The sequence below is a fragment of the Streptacidiphilus jiangxiensis genome, from assembly GCF_900109465.1.
GTDB classification, from domain to species: domain Bacteria; phylum Actinomycetota; class Actinomycetes; order Streptomycetales; family Streptomycetaceae; genus Streptacidiphilus; species Streptacidiphilus jiangxiensis.
In genome coordinates, this window is record NZ_FOAZ01000026.1 from 67,265 (window position 1) to 92,986 (window position 25,722).

Sequence of the window (25,722 nt, forward strand, 5' to 3'; positions counted from 1 at the left end):
TCTAGGAGGCCGCAGGAGCGGTGGCATCCGATTTGCCCGCCACCGAGCCGATCGCGGCGGCCTGCGCGGCGGCGAGGTGACGACCCGAGCGGCCGCGCATCAGGCCGACGTAGCCGACCGCGGCGACCAGGCCCAGGACGGCGCAGGTGAACCAGACCGACCCGGCGCCCCACGCGGCGAGCATCACACCGGAGGCCAGCGGCGCCAGGAAGGACGACGTCTGCCAGGCCAGGGAGAAGACGCCCTGGTAGCGGCCACGGCCGTGGACGGGGGAGAGCTCGGCGACCAGCGCCTGGTTGACGGGGGTCCAGATGATCTCGCCCAGGGTCCACACCACGACGGTCACCGCGTAGAAGGACATGCTGTCGGCCCAGCCGCACAGCGCCATGCCGAGGCCGAACAGCAGCGAGGCGGTGACCAGGACCCCGGTGCGTCCGCGTCGCTTGATCATGCGGGTGGCCGGGATCTGGGCGAACACGATCAGGACGCCGTTGACGGCCACGACCAGGCCGAACTGGCTCGCGGAGTAGCCCTGGCGGCCCATGACGACGGGGAGGGCCACCTGGCCGAGGCCGATGACCATCGCCAGCAGGAACGTCAGGCCGACGAGGGAGATGAACGGCCCGTCGCGGAAGACCGTGACGAGCCCGATCCGCGGCACCTCGCCGCCCGCCGGGGCCGCCCCTGCCGACGACGCGGACGACGCGGTCGGTGCTGACGGCGCGGACGGCCGGGTCTCCGGGATGCGGAGGAAGACGACGACCGCACAGAGCAGCGTGGTGATGGCGTCTCCGTAGAAGAGGATCAGGAAGCCGTGCGCGGCGAGCGCCCCGGCCACCGACGCGGAGACGGCGAAGCCGATGTTGATCGCCCAGTAGTTGAGTGAGAACGCCCGGACCCGGTCGGGCCCGGGCACCAGGTCGGCCATGATCGCGGAGATCGCGGGTCGGGCGGCGTTGCCGGTCAGGCCGAGCAGGCCGGCGACGAGCCCGATCAGCACCGGCTGGGTGGTGTAGCCGAGCACCACGGTGGCCAGCGCCGCGAGCGACTGCGCGGCCAGCAGTGTCGGCCGTCGGCCCAGCCGGTCCGCCAGCACCCCGCCGCCGATGGCCCCGAAGACCCCGCCGAGCCCGTACGCGGAGACCACCAGACCCGCGACCGCGGGGGAGAAGCCGCGGGTGGCGGTCAGGTAGAGGGTGAGGAAGGTGACGACGAAACTGCCCAGGCGGTTGACCAGCGTGCTGGTCCACAACCACCAGAACGTACGGGGCAGACCGCCGACGGACTCCCGGACAGCGGTGCGCAGGCGGGGGAGGCGGGTGGGGACAGGGGTGGCCATGGGGGCTCCGACCTCGACAGGTAAGTGTCAGAACAGCGAGTGGGACATTACTCGCCCTTGAGACGGCGGCGCCAGCGGATTACGACCTGGACTAGGCTCGTGGCCATGGCTGATGCTCCCTACCGTCTTGTGCTGCTCCGTCACGGCGAGAGCCAGTGGAACGAGAAGAACCTCTTCACCGGCTGGGTCGACGTCGACCTGAACGAGAAGGGCGAGAAGGAGGCCGTACGCGGCGGCGAACTGCTCGCCGCCGAGGGCCTGCTTCCCGACGTGCTGCACACGTCCCTGCTGCGCCGCGCGATCCGCACCGCGCAGATCGCGCTGGACCGCGCGGACCGGCACTGGATCCCGGTCCACCGCAGCTGGCGCCTGAACGAGCGCCACTACGGTGCGCTCCAGGGCAAGGACAAGGCCCAGACCCTCGCCGAGTTCGGCGAGGAGCAGTTCATGCTGTGGCGCCGCTCCTACGACACCCCGCCGCCCGCGCTCGCCGACGACGCCGAGTACTCGCAGGCCCACGACGTCCGCTACGCCGAGCTGCCGGGCGACATCCGCCCGCAGACCGAGTGCCTCAAGGACGTCGTCCAGCGCATGCTGCCGTACTGGTACGACGCGATCGTCCCGGACCTGGCGGCCGGCCGCACGGTCCTGGTCACCGCCCACGGCAACTCGCTGCGCGCGCTGGTCAAGCACCTGGACGACATCTCCGACGAGGCCATCGCCGGTCTCAACATCCCCACCGGCATCCCGCTCGTCTACGAGCTCGACGCCGACTTCAAGCCCCTCACCAAGGGTGGCCGCTACCTCGACCCGGATGCCGCCGCAGCCGCGATCGAGGCGGTCAAGAACCAGGGCAAGAAGTAACCCACTGCACGATCAAGCCCTCTACCTGCGCAAAAAGCGCGGGTAGAGGGCTTTCTCCTGTCCTGGGCCGCCTGTGGGCCGTTCCGTCCCGCGTCCTCCGGGCCGGAAAAACCGCTTGCCGCGGTGCTGAATCATCGAAGGCGTGATCAGCAGAGAGCGAGCGGTCGAACTGGTCGAAGGGCAGCTTGCCCATCGGCAGCAGCTCACCGCTCCGGCGCGCCGGAACCGGGATGTCTGCTGCACGAGCGCGTGAGACACGGCGACGCCGCGGGGTGACCGGGCCCCGCGGCGTCGTGTCGGTGCTGGTGCGTCAGCGCTGGTGGCTCACGTCGTCAGTGCGAGCAGCAGCCGCCGCCGCACTGGCAGGTGCCGCCGGACTGGCAGCCGCAGCCGCAGCCCGAGCCGCAGCCGCATGCGGCCAGGAGGGGCAGGCGGGTGGGTTCGCTCGACGGCGGTGGGGTGGGGGACGGGGGAGTCGGAGTCTTCGACATCGACAGTGGGGACATGGAGACAGGTCCTCCTCGTACCTTGCCGGGCCCGCGTCATTGGGCGTGCCCGCCTGTCTCCCAGTGAAGGCCCCGGGCCCGGGAAGGGCAACGGGCGTACGGGATCACCCGTACGCCCGTTTGAGCGCCCCTGCGAACGGACTACTCCTGGCCGGCTCCGGCCTCGGGGACGAAGTCGTCCGCGTGCTCGCCGGTCACCAGGAAGACCACACGCTTGGCCACCGAGACCGCGTGGTCCGCGAAGCGCTCGTAGTAACGACCGCACAGCGTGACGTCGACCGCGGTCTCCACGCCGTGGTGCCAGCGGTCGTCCAGCAGGTGGGCGAAGAGCTGCTTGTGCAGCTCGTCCATCCGGTCGTCGTCGCGCTCCAGCTCCAGCGCCGCGTCCACGTCCTTGGTCGCGATGACCTGGCCGGCCTTGGCGATCAGGCGCTGCGCGAGCTGACCCATCTCCAGGATGATCGGGTGCAGGTCGGCCGGGACCGCCGACTCGGGGTAGCGCAGCCGGGCCAGCTTGGCGACGTGGCGGGCCAGGTCGCCGCTGCGCTCCAGGTCCGCGCTCATCCGCAGGGAGGTCACGACGATGCGCAGGTCGGTGGCGACCGGCTGCTGGCGGGCCAGCAGGGCGATGGCGCGGTTCTCCAGGTCGTGGTGCAGCTGGTCCAGCTTCTCGTCCGCGGCGATGACCGACTCAGCCAGCTCCAGGTCGGCGTCGAGCAGCGCCGTGGTCGCGCGGCCCATCGCGGAGCCGGCCAGGCGGGCCAGCTCCACCAGGCCGTCGCTGATCGAGTCGAGTTCCTCGTGGTAGGCGTCGCGCATGCTTGGCTCTCAATCCCTCCTGGACGGGTGTTCGCAGCCTACTGTGCGTTGCCCGGACGACCCTGACGCTCAGCAGGAGTGAACCACCGGGGTCGTGAAGGTGAATTCTCGGCATCCTCCGGCTGAGCGCATTCTCCGAGGGTTACGGCAGGTCACCAGCGTGCGCTTACGCTGAGAGGCATGGATGTGAACGTGGCCGCCGCCTCCGTGAGCGCGCTCGTCGGGCTCGGAGTCGGCCTTACCGCCGCGCTCGCCTTCCGCTGGAGCGAGAAGGAGAACAGGCCCGCCAAGCGCGCCGACCAGCAGGAGGAGCCGGCTCTACCGCCCGGCGTGGACACCGTGCTCTCGGTGCTGCGCTCCTGTGCCGTGGTGCTGGACGAGAGCGATCAGGTGATCAAGGCGAGCTCCGCCGCCTACGCCCTCGGGCTGGTGCGCGGTGGGGCGATCGCCGTCGACGCGATCCTCGCCATGGGCCGGCTGACCCGCCGTGACGGCGAGATACGTCAGGCCGACCTCGACATTCCCAGACGCGCTTCCGGCGGCGGCGAACTGCTCGCGGTCTCGGTCCGCGTCGCGCCGCTGGGCTCACGGCTGGTGCTGGTGCTGGTCGAGGACCTGACCGAGGCCCGCCGGATCGAGGCGGTGCGACGGGACTTCGTCGCCAACGTCTCGCACGAGCTGAAGACCCCCGTCGGCGCGCTCTCGCTGCTCTCCGAGGCGGTCCAGGACGCCAGCGACGACCCGGAGGCGGTGCGCCGCTTCGCCGGACGCATGCTGATCGAGTCCGCCCGGCTGACCAACCTGGTCCAGGAGATCATCGAACTCTCCCGGGTCCAGGACGACGTGCGGCTGGTCGACGCCGAGATGGTGCCGATCGACGAGCTGGTCGCCGAGGCGATGGACCGGTGCCGTCACCAGGCCGCGGCCAAGCAGATCACCATGGCCGCCGGTGGCATCGCCGGCCTGCAGCTCTACGGCAACCGCGGCCAGCTGGCCGCGGCCCTGGGCAACCTGGTCGAGAACGCCGTCAACTACAGCCCCGCCCGCACCCGGGTGGCCATCGCCGCCCGCAAGGTGCCCGGAGCCAAGCAGGACCTGGTGGAGATATCCGTCACCGACCAGGGCGTGGGCATCTCCGAGAAGGACCGCGACCGGATCTTCGAGCGCTTCTACCGGGTCGACCCGGCCCGGTCCCGCGCCACCGGCGGCACCGGCCTCGGCCTCTCCATCGTCAAGCACGTCGCCGCCTCCCACGGCGGCAGCGTGGCGGTGTGGAGCGTCGAGGGCCAGGGGTCGACGTTCACCCTGCGCCTGCCTGCCGCGAAGAACAGCGAGCGGACGGCCGGCGTCGGCTACGACGACCCCGAGATCTACGACGAGGCCTACGACCCCGAGGCGTACGACGTCGAGGTCTACGCCCCCGACGCCGGTGGCCCCGGTTCCCACGGTGCCCACGCCCACGACGGCCACGAAGCCGGGGGCGCGGACGCCGCCGACACCACGGACACCACGGACACCGACGACGATGCCGCCGGATCCCCCGAGTCCGTCGAGATCCCAGGCCCCGCAGACCCCGCCCGTCCGGTCGCCGCCACCGAGGTGGCCGCCGTGACCGTCGACGGCCCGGCCGGCGTCCTGCCCGCCGACCCCGCCGCCCACACCCACCCCACTGCTCCCACCACCACCCCTGCCGCCCCGGAGGCCATGCCGTGACCCGTGTGCTTGTCGTCGAGGACGAGGAGTCCTTCAGCGACGCCCTCTCCTACATGCTGCGCAAGGAGGGCTTCGAGGTGGCCATAGCCGCCACCGGCCCCGACGCGCTGGACCAATTCGAGCGCAACGGCGCCGACCTGGTGCTGCTCGACCTGATGCTGCCCGGCCTGCCCGGCACCGAGGTCTGCCGCCAGCTGCGCGCCAAGTCCTCCGTCCCGGTGATCATGGTCACCGCCAAGGACAGCGAGATCGACAAGGTCGTCGGCCTGGAGATAGGGGCGGACGACTACGTCACCAAGCCCTACTCCACCCGCGAGCTCGTCGCCCGCATCCGCGCGGTGCTCCGCCGCCGCGGCGAGACCGAGGAGACCACCGGCGGTCCCGGCGCGCTGGAGGCCGGCCCGGTCCGTATGGACGTCGACCGCCACGTGGTCACCGTCGACGGCGCCAAGGTCGACCTGCCGCTCAAGGAGTTCGACCTGCTGGAGATGCTGCTGCGCAATGCGGGCCGGGTGCTCACCCGCATGCAGCTCATCGACCGGGTCTGGGGCGCGGACTACGTCGGCGACACCAAGACGCTCGACGTCCACGTCAAGCGCCTGCGCGCGAAGATCGAGCCGGACCCGGGCGCGCCGCGCTACCTGGTCACCGTCCGTGGCCTGGGCTACAAGTTCGAGCCCTGATCGGCAGGACCACCCGAAAGAGGCCGGGGCGGCACCGCTTGTGCGGTGCCGCCCCGGCCTCTTCGCGCTCGCGCCGGAAGGCGCGGAGGGCGTCAGTGCGTGGCGCTGGAGGACGGCGTCGGCTTCTTGGTCTCGCCGGGCTTCTTGGTCTCGTGCGCGGCGGCGGAGCCGGACGCGTTCGGGAGGGCGGTGCCGGTCGGCAGGATGCTCGGCAGCGTCGTCGGGGTCGGCGTCGGCGTGGCCGGGGCGTACGGCGCGTACTCGGCGGTGCCGGTCTGGATCTGCGCGATCAGGGTGACCGAGCCGCCGTTGGCGAAGACGAAGGTGACCGGGATGGTCGCGCCGGCCGGCTGGTCCAGCGTCTGCACGGTGGCCAGGGTCGCGTTGGGGCCCGGGGTGCCGAGGCTCAGCGCGGCGCCGGTCGGGATCGCCGTGGTGCCGGTCAGGGTGGCGGCCGTGGTGCCGACCGTGACGGAGACGAGGTTCTCGGGCTGCGTCTCGTTGTTGGAGATGCTCGCGATGACGCTGGCCGGGGCGTTGCCCTGGGCGTCGGTGACGATCGCGACGCCGTTCAGCTTGAGCTGGCCCCCCGCCACGCTGATGGAGGTGGCGGCGGCGTTCGGCTTGACTTCGAGGGTCGCCGCGCTGGACCCCGCAGAGCAGGCGGCGAGGACGGGGGCGATCGCGACGGCGATGACGGCGGCGACCGCGCCGCGACGAAGACTGCGGCTCACGGGGAGGGTGCTCCTTGAACGGTTTGAAGGTTCTGGTCCGGGTTCAGATTACCGAGGGCGTTTATCCGCTCCACACGGGGTAGCCCGTGTCGCGCCGACGAGCGCGGCCGGACCTACCCCTGAACCCACCCGGACGAAGATCAGATCACGGTTCGATAACGCCCGGAGTGCAAGATCATTGCAAGCCGGAGGTGCCTGCCGAGGTTCGTGGACAACCGCTCCGACCTGCGAGAAGGGGTTCTCGAACAGGGGTCGCAGCACGGAACCGGGGCGGTTGTCAAGCCTGCGAACCAGCTCTGACCTGCGGAAACGCCCTTCTGATACGGCCCGGAGCGTGTTACTCTGGAAAGCCACGGAAGGGGTACCTGTCACATGACGTTCAAGGTTGGCGACACCGTGGTCTACCCCCATCACGGGGCCGCGCTGATCGAGGCCATCGAAATTCGCCAGATCAAGGGTGTGGACAAGACCTATCTGGTGCTCAAGGTGCAGCAGGGCGACCTGACGCTGCGCGTGCCCGCAGAGAACGCAGAGTTCGTAGGCGTGCGCGACGTGGTCGGCCAGGACGGTCTGGACCGGGTCTTCGAGGTGCTGCGAGCACCGTACACCGAAGAGCCGACCAACTGGTCCCGCCGCTACAAGGCGAACCTGGAGAAGCTCGCTTCGGGTGACGTTATCAAGGTCGCCGAGGTTGTGCGCGACCTTTGGCGTCGCGAGCGCGAGCGCGGGCTGTCCGCAGGTGAGAAGCGGATGCTCGCCAAGGCGCGCCAGATCCTGGTGAGCGAGCTCGCGCTCGCGGAGAACACCAACGAGGACAAGGCGGAGACGCTGCTCGACGAGGTGCTTGCCTCGTAGTACGCGGTCGGCACGCCGCGGTGCGCCCTGCCCGCGCACAGAGGTGTGCCCATCTTTCTCTTTCTCGTTCGTCCCAGCGCCTGGCGGTCGTCGCCGGGCGCTGAGGCGTACGCGGAACAAGGAACAAGGCGAACACGAACAAGGCTCACACGGAGCACCGGCACGGTCGAAGTCGAGCCGTGCCCGCGCCGAGCCGTGCCTGCCGTACCGGGCGCAAGCGTCAAGTTGCGCTTCACGGAAGGGCGCTGAGCCCGGCACGCCTTGACCGTACCCACATCCCCGAAGGGACCAAACCTGAACGCCGCAGCAGTGGTGCCCGCAGCGGGCCGCGGTGAGCGACTGGGGCCCGGTGCCCCGAAGGCGTTGCGCGAGCTCGGCGGGGTGCCCATCCTCGTCCACGCCGTCCGGGTGCTGGCGCGTTCGCGCGCCGTCGGCACGGTGGTCGTGGTGGCGCCCAAGGACGGCGTCGCCGAAGTGAGAGCACTGCTCGCGGACGCGATCGGTGAACGCGAGAGCGCTGCTCTCGTCGTCGTGCCCGGCGGTGACACTCGTCAGGAGTCGGTCCGGGCCGGACTCGCCGCGCTCCCGGCCGACGTGGACGTTGTGCTCGTCCACGACGCCGCCCGCCCGCTCGTCCCCGTCGACGTGGTCGACGCCGTCGCCCGCACCGTCGCGGACGGCGCCGAGGCCGTCGTCCCCGCCGTCCCGCTCGCCGACACGGTCAAGCAGGTCACCCCGGCCCAGGCCCCCGGCCTGCCCGAGCCGGTGATCGCCACGCCCGACCGCGCCACGCTGCGCGCCGTGCAGACCCCGCAGGGCTTCCGCCGCGACGTCCTGGACCGCGTCCACGCCAAGGCGGTCGAGGAGGGCGTCGACGCGACCGACGACGCCGGGCTCGTCGAGCGCTTCGGCGGCCGGGTCGTGGTCGTGCCCGGCCACGAGGAGGCCTTCAAGGTCACCCGCCCGCTGGACCTCGTCCTCGCCGAGGCCGTCCTGGCCCGCCGGAGGTCCCGCGATGAGTACTGAGAGCTCCCCCACCCCCGCCTACCGCCTGCCGCGCACCGGCATCGGCGTGGACACCCACGCCTTCGCCGCCGGCCGAGAGCTCTGGGTCGCCGGACTGCGCTGGGAGGGCCACGAGGTCGGGCTCGAAGGCCACTCCGACGCCGACGTCGTCGCCCACGCCGCCTGCAACGCCCTCTTCTCCGCCGCCGGGCTCGGCGACCTCGGCGCCCACTTCGGCACCGACCGCCCCGAGTGGGCCGGTGCCCCCGGCGTGAAGCTGCTCGCCGAGGCGGCCCGCATCGTCCGCGAGGCCGGATTCGAGATCGGCAACGTCGCGGTTCAGGTCGTCGGCCCGTTCCCGAAGATCGGCAAGCGGCGCGCCGAGGCGCAGGAGCTGCTGACCGCCACGGTCGGCGCGCCGGTCTCCGTCTCCGGCGCGACCACCGACGGCCTCGGCTTCCCCGGCCGCGAGGAGGGCCTCACCGCCGTCGCCACCGCCCTCGTCTACTGAACCTCCCCGCACTGCCGTCACCCCGGCCTCACCTCGGCGTCCGCCACCCGAGCGTCACCCGCGAAGCTGACGGCAGTGCAACAACGGCAATAAAGCCGTGTGGCCCCTCACCCGATGGGAGCAGTGCAGTGCCCGCCGCCCACTACCCTGGTGGGGTGAGCATTCGCCTGCACGACACCGCCTCCGGCCAGGTCCGCGACTTCGTCCCGAGCACGCCGGGCTGCGTGTCGATCTACCTGTGCGGAGCGACCGTCCAGGCCGCGCCGCACATCGGTCACATCCGCTCCGGCCTGAACTTCGACATCATGCGCCGGTGGTTCGCCCACCGCGGCTACGACGTCACCTTCGTCCGGAACGTCACCGACATCGATGACAAGATCATCGCCAAGTCGCGTGAGTTCGGCCTGCCCTGGTGGCAGATCGGCTATGCCAACGAGCGGGCCTTCAACGACGGCTACACCGCGCTCGGCTGCCTCCCGCCGACCGGCGAGCCGCGCGCGACCGGGCACGTCACCGAGATGATCGAGATGATGCAGGCGCTCATCGAGCGCGGCCACGCCTACGCCACGACCGAGGGCAACGTCTACTTCTCCGTCACCTCCTACCCCGAGTACCTCGCGCTGTCGCACCAGGAGTTGGACAACCTGCGCCAGCCCGAGAGCGAGGGGGAGACCGGCAAGCGGGACCCGCGCGACTTCGCCATGTGGAAGGCCGCCAAGCCCGGCGAGCCCAGCTGGCCCACCCCGTGGGGCCACGGGCGTCCCGGCTGGCACCTGGAGTGCTCCGCCATGGCGCACAAGTACCTGGGCGAGCGCTTCGACATCCACGGCGGCGGCCGGGACCTGATCTTCCCGCACCACGAGAACGAGATCGCCCAGTCCAAGGCCTTCGGTGACGACTTCGCCACCTACTGGCTGCACAACGCCTGGGTGACCCTCAGCGGCGAGAAGATGAGCAAGTCGCTCGGCAACTCGGTGCTGGTCTCCGAGATGACCGTCACCTGGCGGCCCATCGTGCTGCGCTACTACCTCGGCACGCCGCACTACCGCTCCACCATCGAGTACAGCGAGGACGCGCTGCGCGAGGCCGAGACCGGCTTCAACCGCATCGAGTCCTTCCTGCAGCGCGTGGTCGAGCAGCACGGCACCGTCGAGCCGGCCGGCGACGTCCCGCCGGCCTTCGCCGAGGCGATGGACGAGGACTTCGGCGTCCCCGGCGCCATGGCGATCGTCCACACCGCCGTCCGGCAGGGCAACGCCGCGCTCGCCGCCGACGACAAGGAGAGCGCGGTCGCGCGCGCCTCCGAGGTCCGTGCGATGCTCGGTGTGCTGGGCATGGACCCGCTCGACCCGTTCTGGGCCGGCCCCGGCTCCGGCGAGGACCTCCACGGCGTGGTGGACTCGCTGGTCCGGCTGGTACTGGAGCAGCGTCAGGCCGCGCGCGAGCGCAAGGACTGGGCGACCTCCGACGCCATCAGGGACCGGCTCGCCCAGGCCGGGCTCACCATCGAGGACCGCGCGGACGGCTCGCGCTGGACCCTCAACAAGTGACCTTTACTTAAGCCCGTAGTAGCAGTATCAGCAGGAAGCAGGACAGCACCCATGGCCGGCAACAGCCAGCGCAGGAACCGTCGCAACCCCGGATCGAAGAAGGGCGCGTCGGTCGGCACGGGTGGCCACAGCCGTCGGGCGCTCGAGGGCAAGGGCCCGACGCCGCCCGGTGAGGCGCGCAAGGGCCACCCGAAGCAGCGCGCCGCGAACGCCGCGGCCAAGCGCGCCGCCGACGCCAAGGCGCGGGGCGCGCGCCGCGGCGGCGTGCACGGCCGCACCGGCAAGTCCGGCGCGGAGCTGGTCTACGGCCGCAACTCGGTGTTGGAGGCGCTGCAGGGCGACGTCCCCGCGTCCGCGCTCTACGTCCAGCAGTTCATCGACAACGACGACCGCGTCCGTGACGCGCTCTCGCTGGCCACCGAGCGCGGCGTCCCGCTGATGGAGGCCCCGCGCCAGCAGCTGGACAACCTGGCCGAGGGCCACAACCACCAGGGCGTGATCCTCCAGGTCCCGCCGTACGAGTACGCCCACCCGGACGACCTGCTGGCCGGTGCCGCCGTCAACAAGGACGCCCCGCTGATCGTCGCGCTGGACGGGATCACCGACTCGCGCAACCTCGGCGCGGTCGTCCGCTCGGTCGCCGCGTTCGACGGCCACGGCGTCGTCGTCCCCGAGCGCCGCAGCGCCGGCATGACGGCCGGCGCCTGGAAGACCTCCTCGGGCGCGGCCGCCCGCGTGCCGGTCGCCCGCGCGAGCAACCTGACGCGTGCGCTCGAGTCCTACAAGAAGGCCGGCCTCTTCGTCGTCGGCCTCGCCGCGGACGGCGAGCACGACCTGGTCGACCTGGACGCGCTGACCGGCCCGGTGGTGGTCGTCATGGGCTCCGAGGGCAAGGGGCTCTCCCGTCTGGTCTCCGAGACCTGCGACCTGACCGCGCGTATCCCGATGCCGGGCCAGGCCGAGTCCCTCAACGCCGGTGTGGCGGCGGGCATCGTCCTCTACGAGGCGGCGAGGCTTCGCGCCAAGAAGTAGCAAGAAGTAGCAAGTAGTGGGCGCTGCCTGCCGTTGCAGCGACCTCAGGGGCGCGGGGAACTGCGCGACAAGCCACTCGAGCCGGATGGGCCTCCCGTGACAGGGCCATCCGCACGGGTGGTCTCTCGCGCCGTTCCCCGCGCCCCTGGTGTGTGCATCCGAGTGGTTCGTAATACGGCTCGCCCGGTCGGCTGTCAACCGGGAGTGTCCTTCCGGGCCCTCGGCCGGTTAGTGAGATGTGGACACCAGAACACGTACCCGTCCTCGTCCCGCGGCGGCGAACGCCGGTGGGATAGACGGCGGCGAGCCCATGCTCAACATGGTCAAGGTGCCGTCGGACCCGTCGCGGCTCAACACCACCACCGCGAGCTTCCGAGTCCGGTTCACCCCGCCCGCAGGGTCGCTCATCGACGCGGGCCTGTTCGGCGCCGACATGGGCAGACGTGAGTCCATGCTGGTCGGCGCCGGCAGCGTCGGTTCCGTGGGTGCGGTCGGCGGCGTGCGCGGGGTCGCGACGATGCCGCGGCGCCGCGGGCGGGTGACGCCGATCACCTGGACCGGACAGCTGGACCTGGTGGTCCCCGGCGTCACGCCGGGCGTGCAGCCGGGCATCCTCGGCGTCCCACCGCAGGCCCCTGGCCGACGCGCGGAGGAGCTGGAGACGACGCAGCCGCTCAGCCGCAGCGAAATCGACGCCTACGCCGACGAGTTGGACGATGTCCAGGTCTTCGAGCCGGCCATGCGGCGGGCCCCGCTGCCCGAGAGCAGCGAGGGCGTGGGCGCGTCCCAGCACCAGACCTGGCAGTCGAACAAGCGGGTCGACCTCGGTCTGGTCCTGCTCCCGCTGCGCGTCTTCCTCGGCCTGTTCTCGATCTATGCGGGCTTCAGCAAGCTGTGCGATCCGGTCTTCTTCGACGGCGGGGCGCGCGGCTCGATGATGCACTGGATGGAGTCGCTGCACCCCTGGAGCGTCGCGCAGCCGCTGATGGCGCTCGCGCTGGCCCACCCGGTGGGCGCCGGGCTGGCGGTGGCGTTCGTCCAGATCAACGTCGGCGTGCTGGCCATCCTCGGCCTGTGGCAGCGGTTCACCGCGGCCGTGGCGATGACGCTCTCCTTCGCGCTGCTGGTGACGGTGAGTTGGCGGACCGTCCCGGTCTACGACACGCCGGAGATCATCTACCTGGCCGCCTGGAGCCCGCTGCTCCTGGCCGGTGCGCCGATGTTCTCCCTGGACGGCTGGCTGCACCTGGAGGCCTGGAGCCGGCTCGGCGAGCAGGCCCGCGTCACGCAGCTGCGCCGTCGGGTGATGCGGCGCGGCGTGGTGCTGACCACCGTCGTGGTGGGGGTGACGCTGCTGCTCGGCTCCGCGCTGGGAGCAGCGGTGCGCGCCTCGCACGTCACGCAGACCACCACGGTGCCGGCCGAGCAGCAGCCGTCCGCGACGCCGACGCAGATCCTGCCGGTCGGCGCCTGGCCGACGGGCGAGGTGCCGGTTCCGGTGGCGACGACGCCGAGGACCGGCGGTGCGTCCGCGACGGCGGCCAAGCCGTCGCCGTCGGCCTCCGCCTCGGGCAAGCACCACCGCGGCACCGGCACGGGCCACAGCGGCTCGACGGGCACCGGCGGCGGCACCACGGGCAGCGGGTCCGGCACCACGCCGACCCGCTCCCACAACCCGGCGCCGGCGCCGACCCCGACGGGCGGCAGCGGCGTGATCGGCGGCCTGCTGGGCGGGGGCGGCTGACCCGTAGCGAGCGACAGAAACGCAGTGACCCCCGGCCGTTCGGCCGGGGGTCACTGCGTTTCTGTCGCTGTAGGGCCTCTTTACGGCCTCTGTGCGGCGTCCGTACGCCCTCTGCGGGGGCCGGGCGCGGTCAGCTGCGTCAGGCCTTGCGCGCGCCCACAGCGTCGGCCTCGGCGGCGGCACGGACCGAGGCGAGCTCCTTGGCGGCCTCGTTGAGGTCCTTCGCGGTGTCGATGGCGCGCCAGTAGACGCCCTGCGGCAGCTCGTAGCCGGAGAGGCGGCGCTCGCGGGCCAGGCGCGGGAACGTGGAGCGCTCGTGGTCGCCCAGGTCCGGCAGCATGGAGGCGAACTGGGCGGAGAAGACGTACACGCCCGCGTTGATGAGGTACGGCGACGGCGGGGACTCGATGAAGTCGAGGATGTTGCCGAACTGGTCGACGTCCACGGTGCCCCAGGGCAGACGCGGACGGGCCAGGGCGAGCGTCGCGTGGGCGTCACGGGCGGCGTGGAAGCCGGACATGTCGCGCAGGGAGAAACGGGTCCAGATGTCGCCGTTGGTGGCGTACCAGGGCTCGTTCTGGCGCGGCAGGGAGGACGCCGCGAACTTCAGGCCGCCGCCGCGGCCGAGGGGCTCGGTCTCCACGACCGTGGTGACGTTCAGCGGCAGGTCGGCGATCTTCAGCCAGTCCTGCAGCACGTCCGCGAGGTATCCGCAGGAGATGACGACGTCGGTGACGCCCTCCTCGGCCAGCCACTGCAGCTGGTGCCCGATGATCGGAACGCCGGTGCCGGGGATCTCGATCATCGGCTTGGGACGGTCGTCCGTGTAGGGGCGGAGGCGGGATCCCTGGCCGCCGGCGAGGATCACGGCCTGCGTCACCGTCGGCTTGGCCAGCGGCGACCCTCCGGCGGAGGGGATGAGGTGCTCTGCGGTCATGGCCTCACCCTAGTAGGGAAAGGTGTGGGTGAGGCCTGCCGTCACGCGATGGTCACCTGATCCAGTGCATCAATTCGCCGGGCTGAGGGAACCCGCGGCGAACGAGGCGTCGCAGACGGGGCGCGCGTAGGTCAGCGCCTTGTGCACGTCCCCGTGGTACTTGCGCACGGCGGCCTGGCCGAGCTCGCGCGCCAGCGAGGAGCAGTACTCCCGCAGCGACGGTTCACGGTCCATCGTGCGCTCCAGGTCGTTCAGGGCGACTGCGGGGCTCTTCACCGCCAACTCCCGCAGCAGGCGCGCCTGGAGGGCATCCTTGGGGGTCGTGGTGGCGGGCTGCGCCGGGGCCTGCGCGTCGGACGCGGCCGTCAGCGACTGCACGTCGGCGGTGGCCGGCGGAGCCCAGGAGACCTTGGCGACGGCGAGGGTGCCGGTCGTCACGAGGACGAGCGGCAGCAAGAAGGCGAGAGATCGGCCGATGCGGCGAACTAGCTGCTTCACAGCGGCGATGCTAGCGAGGGGTGATGATTCAGCGACATTGCGTCACTCCAACGAGTGAGCCTGGTGTCGGAATTCTCCCGAAAAGCCGGAAGCCGCCCGGACGAATCGGGCGGCTTCCACAGCCTTTCGAGTGGTCCTGGTCAGCGGACCGCCGTGAGGCTTCGGGCTCGATCGCTCAGTCGCTCAGGCGGGCACCGGTCTTGGTGGAGAACAGGTGCAGCTCGCCCTGGCGCGGCACCACGTGCAGCACCTCGCCGCGGGCCGGCACGGCGCGGCCACCGACGCGGACGACCAGGTCCTTGTCCTCGCCGCCGACCTTCGCGGTGCCGTAGACGTAACCGTCGGCGCCGAGCTCCTCGACGACGTTCACGGTCACGGCCAGGCCGGCTTCGGAGTCGCCGTTGCCCGCCAGGTCCAGGTGCTCGGGGCGGACGCCCACGGTCAGCGTGGTGTCGCCGTTGGCGGACGCCTCGGCCACCGCCTCCCGGGAGACCGGCACCACGGTGCCGCCGAACTGCACACCGCCGTCGACCAGCGGCACCTCGATGAGGTTCATCGCCGGCGAGCCGATGAAGCCGGCCACGAACAGGTTGGCGGGCTTGTCGTACATGTTGCGCGGGCTGTCGACCTGCTGCAGCAGACCGTCCTTGAGCACCGCCACGCGGTCGCCCATGGTCATGGCCTCGACCTGGTCGTGGGTGACGTAGACGGTCGTGATGCCCAGGCGGCGCTGGAGCGAGGCGATCTGGGTGCGGGTCTGCACGCGCAGCTTGGCGTCCAGGTTGGACAGCGGCTCGTCCATGAGGAAGACCTGCGGCTCGCGCACGATCGCACGACCCATGGCGACACGCTGGCGCTGACCGCCGGAGAGCGCCTTCGGCTTGCGGTCCAGGTACTGGGTCAGGTCGAGGATCTTCGCGGCCTCTTCGACCTTGGTGCGGATCTCGGCCTTGTTGACGCCGGCGATCTTCAGGGCGAAGCCCATGTTCTCGGCGACGGTCATGTGGGGGTACAGCGCGTAGTTCTGGAACACCATGGCGATGTTCCGGTCCTTGGGCGGAAGGTGGGTGACGTCACGGTCACCGATGCGGATGGCTCCGCCGTTCACGTCCTCCAGGCCGGCCAGCATCCGCAGGCTGGTGGACTTGCCACAGCCGGAGGGGCCGACCAGGACGAGGAACTCGCCGTCCGCGATCTCCAGGTCCAGCGCGTCGACCGCGGGCTTCTCGCTGCCGGGGTACAGACGGGTGGCCTTGTCGAAAGTCACCGTAGGCATGGTGTTCTGCTCTCCTTCACCGGCAGGAACGTGCCGGACGATCCGATGTAAAGGGGGGTGTCCGTATGAACTTGTCGCCCTCCCGTACCCCGCGCCAGCCCGCCGGAGCGACACGGTCCACGATGAGGTCTAGTCCACAAGCGAAGTGAACTTCGGGTGACGTTACCTGTCCGATGGTGTGCTTGTCAGCCCTCCCGTGGCACGAAATCCACCAGCCAACCACTCCGCCCGCCCGGTACACTGCAACCCGCGCCTCCTTAGCTCAGCTGGCCAGAGCACCGCTCTTGTAAAGCGGGGGTCGTCGGTTCGAACCCGACAGGGGGCTCTGCGGCTCACCAGCCGGAACGCAACGCGAAGGCCCCGGACCGATCACGGTCCGGGGCCGCGTTCGTGGGGCGAAGGCTGTGGCGACGCCGCAGCCGGCGAGATCCGCGGCTGGGCGGGAGTGACGAAGCGCGCCGAGCGGGTGCCCCGGGGGTCGGCGCTTACTGCCAGCCCATGTCGTTCGGCGAGGTCGGTGCGCCGGCCGGGACCGCATCCGCGACGGCGTGGGCGCCGGTGGCGGGGGCGCTCGGGCTGAGGGATGCGGGGCCGAGGGCCAGGCCGAGGCCGAGGGCGACGGCGACGGTGAGGCGGGGCAGGAAGGTGCGCTTCACGTGGTCAGTCCTTCTCACGAGCGGTGGCGTTGAAGAGGGCCTGTTCCGGCCCCGGGGTTCGCTGGCGAGGTGGGGGCCGGATCGCCTCCGGTGACGTCCCTGTGGGGCGGTCCCTTCGGCTCGCCCTACTCTGGCGACCGCTCTTGACCTGCCGAAAGAGGGTTCCGTTGGACGGAACATGCAGTGGACGGTTCCGTCCAGCAACGGCGGCTCCTAGTCCAGCAGTTGTTCGAAGAACGGGGTGAGCAGGGGAACCTGGGCCTCCACGAGCGCCCACGTGGACAACGGTGCGTATCGCTCCAGGGCCAGGCGGCAGATGCGGAACGCGCGTGCCTCGGCGTCTGCCAGGGAGTCGGCGATCAGGAACAGCCCCAGCACGGGGTCCGGCATTGCGGCCGGATGTGCCACGACGAACTCGAGCCCGTCGGCCGGTCGTGCGCAGGAGCGGACGAGCGCTGCCGCGTCGTCGGGCAGGGGTGCGTGTCCGGGTTCTCCCAAGCGCACGTGCACGAGATACATGGCGCCAACTGTCCCAACACGGTCATCTGGAGCACCAGGTGACCAAGCGGGACGGTTCTTGCCGTGGCCGGAACCGTCCTCGTTAAGAATCCGCTGGGCCCCTGGTTCGGCATGTCCAGCCTTTGAGATGATCGAGAGCGGTCAAAAACTCGCACATGCGTACCACGGGGGTGATGACGTGCTGACTCTTCTGGGGCTGAGCACGACGGCTGAGCAGGTGTATCGGGCCATGTTGGCCCATCCCGACGATGGTGTGGCCAGGCTGGGGGCACGGCTGGGCCTGTCGAAGGAGCAGATCGAGGAGGCCCTGCACACGCTCAGCGAACTGGCGCTGGTGCGGCCCTCCTACGACCGTGACCACGAACTGTGTGCCGTCTCTCCCGAGGTCGGCATGGAAGTGCTGCTGGCCCGACAGCAGGCGGAGCTCGCGGCCCACCAGCAGCGCATCGAAGCGTCGCGGGCCGCCGCGGCGCAGCTCATCGCGCAGTACGCCGAGCGGAGTCCGTCCGGCGCGCACCCCTGGGTCGAGTACCTGGGCGGGCTGGACCAGATCCGTGACCGGTTGGTCGCGCTCACCCGTGATGTGCGGACCGAGGTCCTGGCCTTCGCCCCCGGCGGCGCCCAGACCGAGGAGAACATGAAGGCCTCCCAGCCGCTCAACCGTGAGCTGCTCGACCGGGGCGTGACCATGAGGACGCTCTACCTCGACAGCGTGCGCAACAGCCCGGCGACCGTCGCCCACGCCGTCTGGCTCGTCGAGCACGGCGCGGAGGTCCGTACCGTGCCGTCCCTGCCGACGCGGTTGATCATCGTGGACCGGTCCACCGCGGTCATCCCGGTCGACAGCGAGGACTCCTCCGCCGGGGCCATGGTGCTCACCGGACAGGGCACGCTGACCGCGCTGTGCGCGCTCTTCGAGAGCATGTGGGCCGGGTCCAGGCCGATCGGCGAGCCCTCGACGCGCGACGGCCAGGGCCTGACGCCGCAGGAGGCGGGAGCGCTGCAACTGCTCGCCGACGGTCACACCGATGAGTTGATCGCCAAGCGGCTCGGGGTGTCCCCGCGCACGGCTCGACGCATCGCCGGGGACCTGATGGAGCGCCTGAACGCCCGGAGCCGCTTCCAGGCCGGTGTCCGTGCGGTGCAGAAGGGCTGGCTTCCGCCCCACCCGTGACACCGCGAGCCTGCGCACGGGGTCCGGTGCGGTCCGCGCGGCTCGCCTGCGCGGACCGCCCGGCTCGCCCGGGCCGCTCGATCGTCGCAGCTGGACGGAATATGCGATGGACGGATCAGGCCACCGAGACCCGTTCTCGTCCCCGCGAGCGGCGGTCATAGTGGAAGGTGCCAGCGGCCCGTCGGTTCGGGTCCCGCGCGAGACCACGGCACTGTCACACGATTCCCAGCGGGCCTACCGGCCCGCGGTCGGAACCGCGATGCCGACCCTGCATCGAAACCGCAAGCTGCGAGGTTCCCGTGTACCTGATCGGACTGATCTACGACCGGCAGTTCACCGCCTGGGCGGTACGCACCGCCCTCAGCTCCGTGCCGGAGCTGGATGTGCACATCCTCTCCGAGCAGGTGTCCCGGACCAGGCCCGCACGGGATCTGGACGTTCTGATCACCGACCAGCCCGACGGCCGGCACCGGCCCGGCGTCAACGCCACGCAGGTGCTGCTGATGACGCCGACGGATCCGCCGACGCCGGCCGAGCTCGCGGCCCGCGGCTTCGACGGGTGCCTGTCCGAGAGATTCACCCCTGCGCAACTCGCCACCGCGGTCCAGGCCGCAGCGCAGGCGGAGCCGGACCGCTCTCCCGCGTCCGGTGTTCCGCTGCGGCTGGTGGCGGACAACTCCCGGTCGGACACGGCCTTGTCCGACCGGGAGCGGCAGGTGCTCCGTCTCATCGCCGAGGGCTACACCCACGACCAGACGGCCCGTCGGCTCGGGATCAGCCCGCACACCGTCAACACCTACGTGAAGCGGGTGAAGGGGAAGCTCGGCGTCGGCAACAAGGCCGAGCTCGCCCGGGTGGCCCTGGTCTCGGGCTGGTGATCCCGGCCTGTTCCGGCTGATCGCGCCCATGTCGGCGGATCGCGCCTATGTCGGCGGATCGCGCCGGGGTCGCAGGGCCGCTGCTTCGCGGACGCCGTGACGGTCGAGCTTGCCGGACGGGGTGAGGGGGAGGGCGGCCACGAGGACGAAACGGTCCGGCACCATGTAGCCGGGCAGCGTCCGGGCCAGGTGGAGGGCCAGTTCCTCCTGGAGTTCCGTCCCGTTCGAGACGGCTGCGGGCACGCAGCAGGCGACCAGCGACTGCCTGCCCTTGCGGTTGGTGACGACCACCGCCGCCGCGTCCCGGACCGAGGGGTGTGCGCGCAGCGCGGTCTCGATCTCGCCGAGTTCGATGCGGAAGCCGCGCAGCTTGACCTGCTCGTCGTTGCGCCCGAGATACTCCAGCTCGCCGTCGGGCAGGCGTCGGGCCAGGTCCCCGGTGCGGTAGCCGCGTCGCGGGCCGGAGGGGGTCGGCAGCGTCCGGAAACGCTGGGACGTCAACTCCTCGCGGCCCAGGTAACCCTGAGCGACTCCGTCGCCGAGCACCCACATCTCGCCCGTCTCGCCGTCCGGTACCGGCGAGCCGTCCTCGCCGAGCAGCGCGATGGCCAGATGCGGCAGGGGCCGGCCGATCGGTGAGCGGACCGCACCGGCCAGGGCCTCCGGCGGCAGCTCCTTGAACGTCGCGTGCACGGTGATCTCGGTGATGCCGTACATGTTCACCATGACCGGGCCGGGCGCCGGCCTTGCGGCGAGGAAGTCCCGGACGACGTCGAGGTCGACGCTCTCACCGCCGAAGATGACGTAGCGCAGCGGCAGTGCCACCGGGTCGGTCTCCGCAAGGCACGCCTGGAGGTAGCGGAAGACCGAGGGAACCTGGTTGAGCACGGTGACCCGCTCGCTGAGCACCAGGTCGAGCAGTCCGTGCGGGGAGCGCGCCTGCTCGCCCGGCACCACGACCGCCGTGCCACCGGTCGCCAGGGGCCCCCAGAGCTCCCACACCGAGAAGTCGAAGTTGTAGGAGTGGAAGAGCGTCCACCGGTCGGCGGGGCCGATGTCGAGCAGCGGCAGGGTGTGCCGCAGCAGGGCGAGGACGTTGCCATGGGTGATCACGCAGCCCTTGGGGTCGCCGGTCGAGCCCGAGGTGTAGATGACGTAGGCAGGGTCGTCGGGGCGTGGAGCATGCGGCGCGGGATCGGGCGCCTCCGACCCGGACCCGTCCGGTGGCAGCCGCCACGGGTCGCAGACCTCGACCGTGTCCAGGCCGCACCGGCGCACCAGCTCCGGGTCGCCGACCACGAGCCGGACGCCGGAGTCCTCGGCCAGATAGGCCAGCCGGTCGGGCGGATAGTCGGGATCCAGCGGGACGTAGGCGGCCCCCGTCCTCAGCACGGCGAGGATCGCCACCGGGATGTCGACCGAGCGTGGCAGCAACAGGCCGACGAGGCTTCCCTTGCCCACGCCCCGGGCGGTCAGGTGCGCGGCGAGCCGCTCGGCCCGGGCGTGCAGCAGGTCGTAGCTGAGGTCGCCCTCCGGGCCGGTGACGGCGGTGCGGGAGCCGTGGGCGGCTCGGCTCGACTCGAAGAGCTCCCAGAGCGAGCCGACGGCCGGAACCTCGACGGGCTCGGCGGACCGGTGGCGGTCGACGGTCACGGCGGGCGGGTTCATGCGGGCTCCTGGACCGGTGGGACAGGTGAGACGCGCGAGAGAGGCAGGGCAGGCGGTGCGGGCGGGTCAGGCAGGGCGGGCGGGTCGGGGGGAAGGTCGGCGGCGTGAAGAGAACCGACGATCCGCAGGAAGGCGCGTGCCAGGGCGGTCGGCACGTCCTCGGGGACGCTGCCCGGTCGGTGATTGACCGTCAGGACCGCTCCGCCCTGGTCGTCGTGGGGTCGGACCTCGGTCAGCAGCTCGACCGGGAGGCCGGGGTAGGGCTGGCGCAGATGCCGAGCCTTCGCGCCCGGGAGCCGCAGTACCGGGGCGGAGGTGTCCTGCAGCGCGAAGATGTTCTGGAAGAGCGGGGAACGGCCCGGCCGCCGATCGGGGTTGACCACGCGGACCAGCTCGGCCAGCGGCACGTCCTGTGCGGCGAAGGCGTCGGCCGCGGCCTCGGCCACGGCGAGCACGGCCTCCGCCGGCAGCGTGCCGTCGACCGGCCGGGCGCCCAGCCGGACACAGACCGTGCCGACGAAGCAGCCGACGCTGTTCCGGGTGAGCGGGTCCGACCGCCCGGCGACCGGTACGCCCACCCCGAACTCGCCCACTCCGGTGGCCTCGGTCAGGGCCGCGCCGTAGACCGCGAGCAGCACCGCGAACCGGGTGACGCCGTACGTGGACGCCAGCCCGTCAACTGCTGCCAAGTCGGCTGCTGACAACCGGTGTTCCTGCCGTACGGGTCCAGGAGGTGACTGTGGGGCGCGGGGCTGCGGGGTACGGGACTGCGGCGCGGCGGCCGACGACCACGGCAGGTTCGGCGTCCCCGCGAGGGCCGCGGCCCGCCTGTCCAGTTGTCCCTGGTCGACCGCGCGCTGCGCCCGTCTCCGCCTGGCCGACCACTGTTCGGCCAGGCCCGGCAGGGCGCGGTCGTCGAGAGCGCGGTCTTCGAGGCGTGCACGGTAGGCCTGGGAGAGGTCGTCCGCCAACACCGCCTCCGACCAGCCGTCGAAGGCGATGTGGTGGACGACCAGCCCCAGGACTCGCCCGCCGCCGGGGATCCCGGCGACCGCGACGCGCCACACCGGGCCGGTCTCCAGGTCCAGAGCCTGTGAGAGTTCCGCGCGGACCGCCGCCCTGGCGGCGTCGGCAGTCGGCAGGTCGCCGAGCGCCACCGTCCGTGGCGCAGGGGCCCGACCCGGCAGGGCGACCGGTTCCTCGTCGAGCCGGTAGACGCTGTTCAACGCCTGGTGCCGGGCGTGCACGTCGCCCAATGCGGCGTCGAACGCGTCCTGGTCCCACCGCCCCTCGACGTCCCGGCCGTCGATGTCCCGGCCGTCGATGTCCCAGCCGTCGATGTCCCAGAGCATGAGGCAGTACGCCGAGCGGTCGGCCGGATCGGTCAGCTGACGCATCAGGAAGGCGCACGGCTCGGGAGCCAGGTCCAGGGCCGGGGAGGTGGGAGGTGCGGCCGCCGTGCCGGCCGCCGTGCCGGCCGCCGTGCCGGCCGCTGTCGGGTCGGACTCCGCGGACCCCGAACCCGGCCCCAGCCCCGACGCCGACCCCGACGCCGCCTCCGCCTCCGCCTTCGTCTCCCGGTCGAGCTCACGCAGCCAGGCGGCGAGCGCCGCCGCGGTCTGCCGGTGCGCCATGCCGGAGACCGGCACGTCATGGCCCAGCCGTGCGGCAAGCCGGGCGCAGACCAGGGACGCGTCGAGTGAGGAGCCTCCGAGCTGCGTGAACGGGATGTCGGGTGTCAGGTCGGCCTCGTCCTCGCCGAGCACGTCGGCGAAGACCGCGACCACCAGGTCCTCGTAGTCCTCCGCTGCCGGGTGGCAGACGTCGGTCGTGCGCGTCACGTCGGACATGCCGCCGTCCTCCTCTCCGTTGCTTCCTCAGTCCCCGGTCCCCGGTCCGGCCCGACGGTCAGGCCCGACGGTCAGGCCCGAGTCGCCGAGATCTCCAGGCGCACGTAGTCCACGACCGGCTCCGGCAGGCGTGCGGCGACGGCCTTGACGAACTGCTCGTGCTCCGCCTCCGGCATCCGGTCCAGGTGCGAGCCGAGGATCACGGTGGCGAGGAAGCTCCACAGCTGCTCGCCCGGCTCGAAGCGGGCCGGGTCAGGCCGCAGCGACACCTCGATGTCGGTGAAACCGGCCTGCTCCAGGCGTTCCCTGGTCTCCTCGACGCCGGCGAAGTACCAGACCTTCTCCTGCTCGCCGATCACCTCCTCGATCGCCGCCGAGACCTGGGCGACGTTGCCCAGGCCGCCGCACTCGGCGACGAACCGGCCACCGGGTCGCAGCGTGCGGGCCAGGTTGGCGAAGAGGGAGGCGTGGTCGGTGATCCAGTGGAACGTGGCCACGCTGACGATGGCGTCGACCTCGCCCTCCAGGGGCAGCGGCTGGGTCAGGTCGGCCTCGATGACCTCCACCCGGTCCAGCCGGTCGGCCAGCCGGACGCGCAGCTGCTCCAGCATCCGCTTCGACCCGTCTGCGGCGATCACCCGACCGTCGGGCACCAGGTCCAGCAGCGCGGCGGTGTCGCGTCCGGTGCCGCAGCCGGCATCGAGGACCGTCTCCTTGCCGGTGAGGTCCAGGCCGCCGAGGACGCGCCGCCCCCACTGGAGGTGCGGCAGCGGCAGCGAGTCGTAGGTCTTCGCGTCCCATTCCCTGGGCATGTTCTGCTCCTTCTGGTGCTGAGGTGAGCTGCTCAGACGCCGACGGAGTCGCCGTTGAGCACGAGTCGGACCTTGACCGGGTGGTTGTCCCGGACCAGCCGCAGGACGTCCCCGTCGGTGAGCCACGCGTCGACCGCCTCGGCGCGCACGTCCGCGCCGACTCCCGGCAGGAACTGCACGAGCAGGCTGCCGAGCCCCACCGGGACGCCCTCCGAACTGTCCGGCCCGCGCAGGTCGAGCCGGGCGGAGGCGTGGATCGACGCCCCGTGGTCCGAGCCCCCGGGCCGGGTGGCGTGGCCGAGCGCCTCGGCGGCGAGGGCCGCGAGCAGGTGCTCCTCGGGGCTCGGGGCGCGGTCGCCACCGAACAGTTGCTTGGGCTGGTCCGTCTGGACGGTGACGCCGTCGACCTCGGCGACGACCAGCAACCCCGACTCCCACACGGCCGACGCCGAGCGGCGTGCGCCGCCGGGCTTCTCGGTGTCCGCGCGGTACTCGTGGGGGCGGTCGGTGAGGTACCGGTTCTCCTCCGCGACCAGGACCGCGCGGATCTCGTTGGCCTCCTCCAGGGTGCGCAGGACGGTGCTGCGCGTGCGGGCGGCGGCGACGCACTGCAGAGCGGTCTCCTCGTCGACGTCGCCGTCGATCCGGACCTCGACCGTGAGATCGCTGCGCGGGTCCAGGGTTCCGCCACCGGTCGGCAGTTGGGCCTGCGTGCGGACCTCGAGGCGGGACGGGCTGACGCGGTGGCCGGTGAGGGCCGTCGCCACCTCGCTCGCCACGCCGGCGCCGAGGGCGGCGAGCACCGACGCCAGCGGGTCGCGCAGCCCCGCCGCGGCGGGGCTGCCGGTGCCGTGCGGGAAGACGAACGGGCGGGCGGCGCGCGTCGTGCCGAGCCGCACCGGGCCGGTGCTGATCAGGCACCGGTCCGGGCCGTCGGGGGTGGCCTCCACCCCCAGGCCGAGCTGCGCCTCCCAGGGCTCCTGCCGGAACTCCCGGCCGAGCTCGTGCAGACCTTCCAGGTCGACACCGTTGAGCAGGGACATCAGCGCTTCTCCGTTCCGATGGGTGTCCGCCGGCCGTCGACCGCGGCATGGACGGAGTGCGCGCGGTCCAGAGCGCGGGTGAGCCGACGGATCAGCGGCCCGGGGTCCTCGATGCCGACCGCGATGCTGATCAGGCCGCGGTGGGCGCCCATGGCCTCGCGCTGACGCTCGCTCAGCGCCGCATGGGTGGTCGCCGCCGGAACCAGGGCGAGGGTGGACATGGCCTCCCGCGTCGTGGCGTCCCCGTTGACGGCCTGCACCAGTGCGGCGACCTCCGCCGCGGGCAGCTCCGTCTCGAAGGCGAGCAGCCCCCCGAAGCCGTCATGCGTCTCCAACGCCCACGGGTGCTCGTCGAAGGAGGGACGGTGGACCGCCGTGACGGCCGGGCAGTCCCGCAGCGCGACGGCGACCCGGTCGGCGTTGGCCTGGATCGTCGTCATCCGCAGCCCGAGGGTGTCCAGCGAACGGTCGAGCAGGCGCCCGGACCAGGGGTCGATGCCCGCGCCGCCCGGCGCGGCCTGCGCCTTGATCTGATGCATCAGGCGGCGCGGACCGGCGACCAGACCGGTGTTCAGGTCCCCATGGCCGTCCAGGTAGGGGCCGCAGTCCTCGACGACGACCGCCGCACCGAGGTCCAGCGGGCGCAGGAGCGCCGGGGACAGGGCGGTGTTGTCGACCACAAGGAGCAGGTCGTTCGTCTGCGCGAGCGGTGCCAGGTCGTTGACGGGGCACGGCAGCATCAGCGGGCGGCTCAGCGACTCGGCGAACACGACCTGCGTGGTGGGGCGGATGGCCGCCGCCACCTCGTCGAGGTCGGCGCAGTCGACGAAGGTCACCTCGCGGCCCATCCGGGGCAGGCCGTCCCGGAGGAAGTCGCCGACCGGGCCGTGCGCGTAGCGGGAGGCGATCACGTGACCGCCCGGGTTGCTGAGCGCGAGCAGCGCGGCGGACACCGCCGCGACCGCGCTCGGCGCGAGCAACGCGGTGTCCGCGCCGTGGAGTTGCGCGAGCCGCTGCTCGACCGGCGAGACGGAGGGTGATGCCGTGGTCTCCACG

23 protein-coding genes, 1 tRNA gene and 1 pseudogene are annotated in these 25,722 nt (G+C 71.8%); 12 read left to right on the forward strand and 13 right to left on the reverse strand.

The annotated features are described in order from the left end of the window. Position 1: 1 nt before the first annotated feature. Complete coding sequence (locus tag BMY61_RS36150) at positions 2–1,339, reverse strand: MDR family MFS transporter (RefSeq protein ID WP_042457848.1); 1,338 nt, start codon at positions 1,337–1,339, stop codon at positions 2–4. Between the two features lie 105 nt (positions 1,340–1,444). On the opposite strand from BMY61_RS36150, the gene BMY61_RS36155 reads away from it, so the two are divergent. Beyond that, a complete protein-coding gene (locus tag BMY61_RS36155; RefSeq protein ID WP_042457851.1) occupies positions 1,445–2,203 on the forward strand; it encodes a phosphoglyceromutase in 759 nt (252 codons plus the stop codon). 647 nt (positions 2,204–2,850) lie between these two features. Here BMY61_RS36155 and phoU read toward each other — a convergent pair. Continuing rightward, on the reverse strand, positions 2,851–3,528 hold the full coding sequence (phoU, locus tag BMY61_RS36160; protein ID WP_042457853.1) for a phosphate signaling complex protein PhoU: 678 nt from the start codon (positions 3,526–3,528) through the stop codon (positions 2,851–2,853). A 180-nt stretch (positions 3,529–3,708) separates the two neighbouring features. Here phoU and phoR point away from each other — a divergent pair. Together phoR and phoP are read left to right on the forward strand one after the other, a co-directional pair. Next, positions 3,709–4,911 (forward strand): annotated as a pseudogene (gene phoR / locus BMY61_RS36165) (two-component system sensor histidine kinase PhoR); the annotation flags it as partial. 335 nt (positions 4,912–5,246) lie between these two features. Next, on the forward strand, positions 5,247–5,924 hold the full coding sequence (gene phoP, locus BMY61_RS36170) for a two-component system response regulator PhoP (RefSeq protein ID WP_481557188.1): 678 nt from the start codon (positions 5,247–5,249) through the stop codon (positions 5,922–5,924). Positions 5,925–6,016: 92 nt separating this feature from the next. On the opposite strand, the gene BMY61_RS36175 is transcribed toward phoP, so the two are convergent. Continuing rightward, entirely contained in the window at positions 6,017–6,658 is a 642-nt protein-coding gene (locus tag BMY61_RS36175) for a hypothetical protein (RefSeq protein ID WP_052439403.1), read from the reverse strand. Between the two features lie 372 nt (positions 6,659–7,030). Between BMY61_RS36175 and BMY61_RS36180 the strand changes: the two genes are divergently transcribed. The 6 genes from BMY61_RS36180 to BMY61_RS36205 all read left to right on the forward strand — a co-directional run bounded on the left by BMY61_RS36180 (position 7,031) and on the right by BMY61_RS36205 (position 13,355). Beyond that, entirely contained in the window at positions 7,031–7,513 is a 483-nt protein-coding gene (locus tag BMY61_RS36180) for a CarD family transcriptional regulator (protein ID WP_030255707.1), read from the forward strand. 261 nt (positions 7,514–7,774) lie between these two features. Beyond that, on the forward strand, positions 7,775–8,539 hold the full coding sequence (ispD, locus tag BMY61_RS36185; RefSeq protein ID WP_042457860.1) for a 2-C-methyl-D-erythritol 4-phosphate cytidylyltransferase: 765 nt from the start codon (positions 7,775–7,777) through the stop codon (positions 8,537–8,539). Continuing rightward, entirely contained in the window at positions 8,529–9,029 is a 501-nt protein-coding gene (gene ispF / locus BMY61_RS36190; protein ID WP_042457863.1) for a 2-C-methyl-D-erythritol 2,4-cyclodiphosphate synthase, read from the forward strand. The genes ispD and ispF overlap by 11 nt, the downstream gene beginning before the upstream one ends. 155 nt (positions 9,030–9,184) lie before the next feature. After that, positions 9,185–10,579, forward strand: a complete 1,395-nt coding sequence (gene cysS, locus BMY61_RS36195; protein WP_042457867.1) for a cysteine--tRNA ligase — start codon at positions 9,185–9,187, stop codon at positions 10,577–10,579. Between the two features lie 51 nt (positions 10,580–10,630). Beyond that, the gene (gene rlmB / locus BMY61_RS36200) at positions 10,631–11,611 is read left to right on the forward strand and encodes a 23S rRNA (guanosine(2251)-2'-O)-methyltransferase RlmB (protein WP_042457870.1); all 981 of its coding nucleotides are present in this window, start codon (positions 10,631–10,633) and stop codon (positions 11,609–11,611) included. Between the two features lie 310 nt (positions 11,612–11,921). Beyond that, complete coding sequence (locus BMY61_RS36205) at positions 11,922–13,355, forward strand: DoxX family protein (protein ID WP_052439404.1); 1,434 nt, start codon at positions 11,922–11,924, stop codon at positions 13,353–13,355. Between the two features lie 139 nt (positions 13,356–13,494). Here the strand turns inward: BMY61_RS36205 and BMY61_RS36210 are convergent, their stop codons facing one another. The 3 genes from BMY61_RS36210 to BMY61_RS36220 all read right to left on the reverse strand — a co-directional run bounded on the left by BMY61_RS36210 (position 13,495) and on the right by BMY61_RS36220 (position 16,066). After that, positions 13,495–14,292, reverse strand: a complete 798-nt coding sequence (locus BMY61_RS36210) for a nucleotidyltransferase family protein (RefSeq protein WP_042457873.1) — start codon at positions 14,290–14,292, stop codon at positions 13,495–13,497. A 69-nt stretch (positions 14,293–14,361) separates the two neighbouring features. Continuing rightward, positions 14,362–14,790 (reverse strand): hypothetical protein, encoded by a 429-nt coding sequence (locus tag BMY61_RS36215; RefSeq protein ID WP_042457876.1) that lies wholly within the window; start codon positions 14,788–14,790, stop codon positions 14,362–14,364. 175 nt (positions 14,791–14,965) lie between these two features. Further along, the gene (locus tag BMY61_RS36220; RefSeq protein WP_042457879.1) at positions 14,966–16,066 is read right to left on the reverse strand and encodes an ABC transporter ATP-binding protein; all 1,101 of its coding nucleotides are present in this window, start codon (positions 16,064–16,066) and stop codon (positions 14,966–14,968) included. 251 nt (positions 16,067–16,317) lie between these two features. Here BMY61_RS36220 and BMY61_RS36225 point away from each other — a divergent pair. Next, a tRNA-Thr gene (locus BMY61_RS36225) sits at positions 16,318–16,391 on the forward strand. Between the two features lie 160 nt (positions 16,392–16,551). Here BMY61_RS36225 and BMY61_RS46725 read toward each other — a convergent pair. Next, positions 16,552–16,722 carry a hypothetical protein gene (locus BMY61_RS46725; RefSeq protein ID WP_161791344.1) on the reverse strand — a complete coding sequence of 57 codons (171 nt, stop codon included), beginning with the start codon at positions 16,720–16,722 and terminating at the stop codon, positions 16,552–16,554. 213 nt (positions 16,723–16,935) lie between these two features. Further along, positions 16,936–17,241: a hypothetical protein gene (locus tag BMY61_RS36230; RefSeq protein WP_042457882.1), complete on the reverse strand. Its 306-nt coding sequence runs from the start codon at positions 17,239–17,241 to the stop codon at positions 16,936–16,938. A 178-nt stretch (positions 17,242–17,419) separates the two neighbouring features. Between BMY61_RS36230 and BMY61_RS36235 the strand changes: the two genes are divergently transcribed. Both BMY61_RS36235 and BMY61_RS47230 read left to right on the forward strand, forming a co-directional pair. Continuing rightward, positions 17,420–18,415 carry a helix-turn-helix transcriptional regulator gene (locus BMY61_RS36235; RefSeq protein ID WP_042457885.1) on the forward strand — a complete coding sequence of 332 codons (996 nt, stop codon included), beginning with the start codon at positions 17,420–17,422 and terminating at the stop codon, positions 18,413–18,415. Between the two features lie 299 nt (positions 18,416–18,714). Then, positions 18,715–19,293, forward strand: a complete 579-nt coding sequence (locus BMY61_RS47230) for a helix-turn-helix transcriptional regulator (RefSeq protein ID WP_052439405.1) — start codon at positions 18,715–18,717, stop codon at positions 19,291–19,293. A 45-nt stretch (positions 19,294–19,338) separates the two neighbouring features. Here the strand turns inward: BMY61_RS47230 and BMY61_RS36245 are convergent, their stop codons facing one another. From BMY61_RS36245 to BMY61_RS36265, 5 genes are all read right to left on the reverse strand, one after another. Next, positions 19,339–20,961 carry an amino acid adenylation domain-containing protein gene (locus BMY61_RS36245; RefSeq protein WP_082015563.1) on the reverse strand — a complete coding sequence of 541 codons (1,623 nt, stop codon included), beginning with the start codon at positions 20,959–20,961 and terminating at the stop codon, positions 19,339–19,341. Next, positions 20,958–22,811, reverse strand: coding sequence for a condensation domain-containing protein (locus tag BMY61_RS36250; RefSeq protein ID WP_042457889.1), 1,854 nt, complete (start codon positions 22,809–22,811; stop codon positions 20,958–20,960). The genes BMY61_RS36245 and BMY61_RS36250 overlap by 4 nt, the downstream gene beginning before the upstream one ends. A gap of 71 nt (positions 22,812–22,882) precedes the next feature. Further along, the gene (locus tag BMY61_RS36255; RefSeq protein WP_042457893.1) at positions 22,883–23,623 is read right to left on the reverse strand and encodes a class I SAM-dependent methyltransferase; all 741 of its coding nucleotides are present in this window, start codon (positions 23,621–23,623) and stop codon (positions 22,883–22,885) included. Between the two features lie 32 nt (positions 23,624–23,655). After that, complete coding sequence (locus BMY61_RS36260; protein ID WP_042457896.1) at positions 23,656–24,666, reverse strand: OsmC family protein; 1,011 nt, start codon at positions 24,664–24,666, stop codon at positions 23,656–23,658. Further along, positions 24,666–25,721, reverse strand: a complete 1,056-nt coding sequence (locus BMY61_RS36265; protein WP_052439406.1) for a PLP-dependent transferase — start codon at positions 25,719–25,721, stop codon at positions 24,666–24,668. The genes BMY61_RS36260 and BMY61_RS36265 overlap by 1 nt, the downstream gene beginning before the upstream one ends. Position 25,722 lies beyond the last annotated feature (1 nt).

Coding starts and splice junctions, on each gene's coding strand:
- BMY61_RS36255 (WP_042457893.1), bottom strand. CDS start 23,623: ATGCCCAGGGAATGGGACGCGAAGACCTACGACTCGCTGCCGCTGCCG.
- BMY61_RS36245 (WP_082015563.1), bottom strand. CDS start 20,961: ATGAACCCGCCCGCCGTGACCGTCGACCGCCACCGGTCCGCCGAGCCC.
- BMY61_RS36150 (WP_042457848.1), bottom strand. CDS start 1,339: ATGGCCACCCCTGTCCCCACCCGCCTCCCCCGCCTGCGCACCGCTGTC.
- phoU (WP_042457853.1), bottom strand. CDS start 3,528: ATGCGCGACGCCTACCACGAGGAACTCGACTCGATCAGCGACGGCCTG.
- BMY61_RS36210 (WP_042457873.1), bottom strand. CDS start 14,292: ATGACCGCAGAGCACCTCATCCCCTCCGCCGGAGGGTCGCCGCTGGCC.
- BMY61_RS36155 (WP_042457851.1), top strand. CDS start 1,445: ATGGCTGATGCTCCCTACCGTCTTGTGCTGCTCCGTCACGGCGAGAGC.
- BMY61_RS36220 (WP_042457879.1), bottom strand. CDS start 16,066: ATGCCTACGGTGACTTTCGACAAGGCCACCCGTCTGTACCCCGGCAGC.
- BMY61_RS36250 (WP_042457889.1), bottom strand. CDS start 22,811: ATGTCCGACGTGACGCGCACGACCGACGTCTGCCACCCGGCAGCGGAG.
- BMY61_RS36205 (WP_052439404.1), top strand. CDS start 11,922: ATGCTCAACATGGTCAAGGTGCCGTCGGACCCGTCGCGGCTCAACACC.
- BMY61_RS36230 (WP_042457882.1), bottom strand. CDS start 17,241: ATGTATCTCGTGCACGTGCGCTTGGGAGAACCCGGACACGCACCCCTG.
- BMY61_RS36180 (WP_030255707.1), top strand. CDS start 7,031: ATGACGTTCAAGGTTGGCGACACCGTGGTCTACCCCCATCACGGGGCC.
- rlmB (WP_042457870.1), top strand. CDS start 10,631: ATGGCCGGCAACAGCCAGCGCAGGAACCGTCGCAACCCCGGATCGAAG.
- ispF (WP_042457863.1), top strand. CDS start 8,529: ATGAGTACTGAGAGCTCCCCCACCCCCGCCTACCGCCTGCCGCGCACC.
- BMY61_RS36260 (WP_042457896.1), bottom strand. CDS start 24,666: ATGTCCCTGCTCAACGGTGTCGACCTGGAAGGTCTGCACGAGCTCGGC.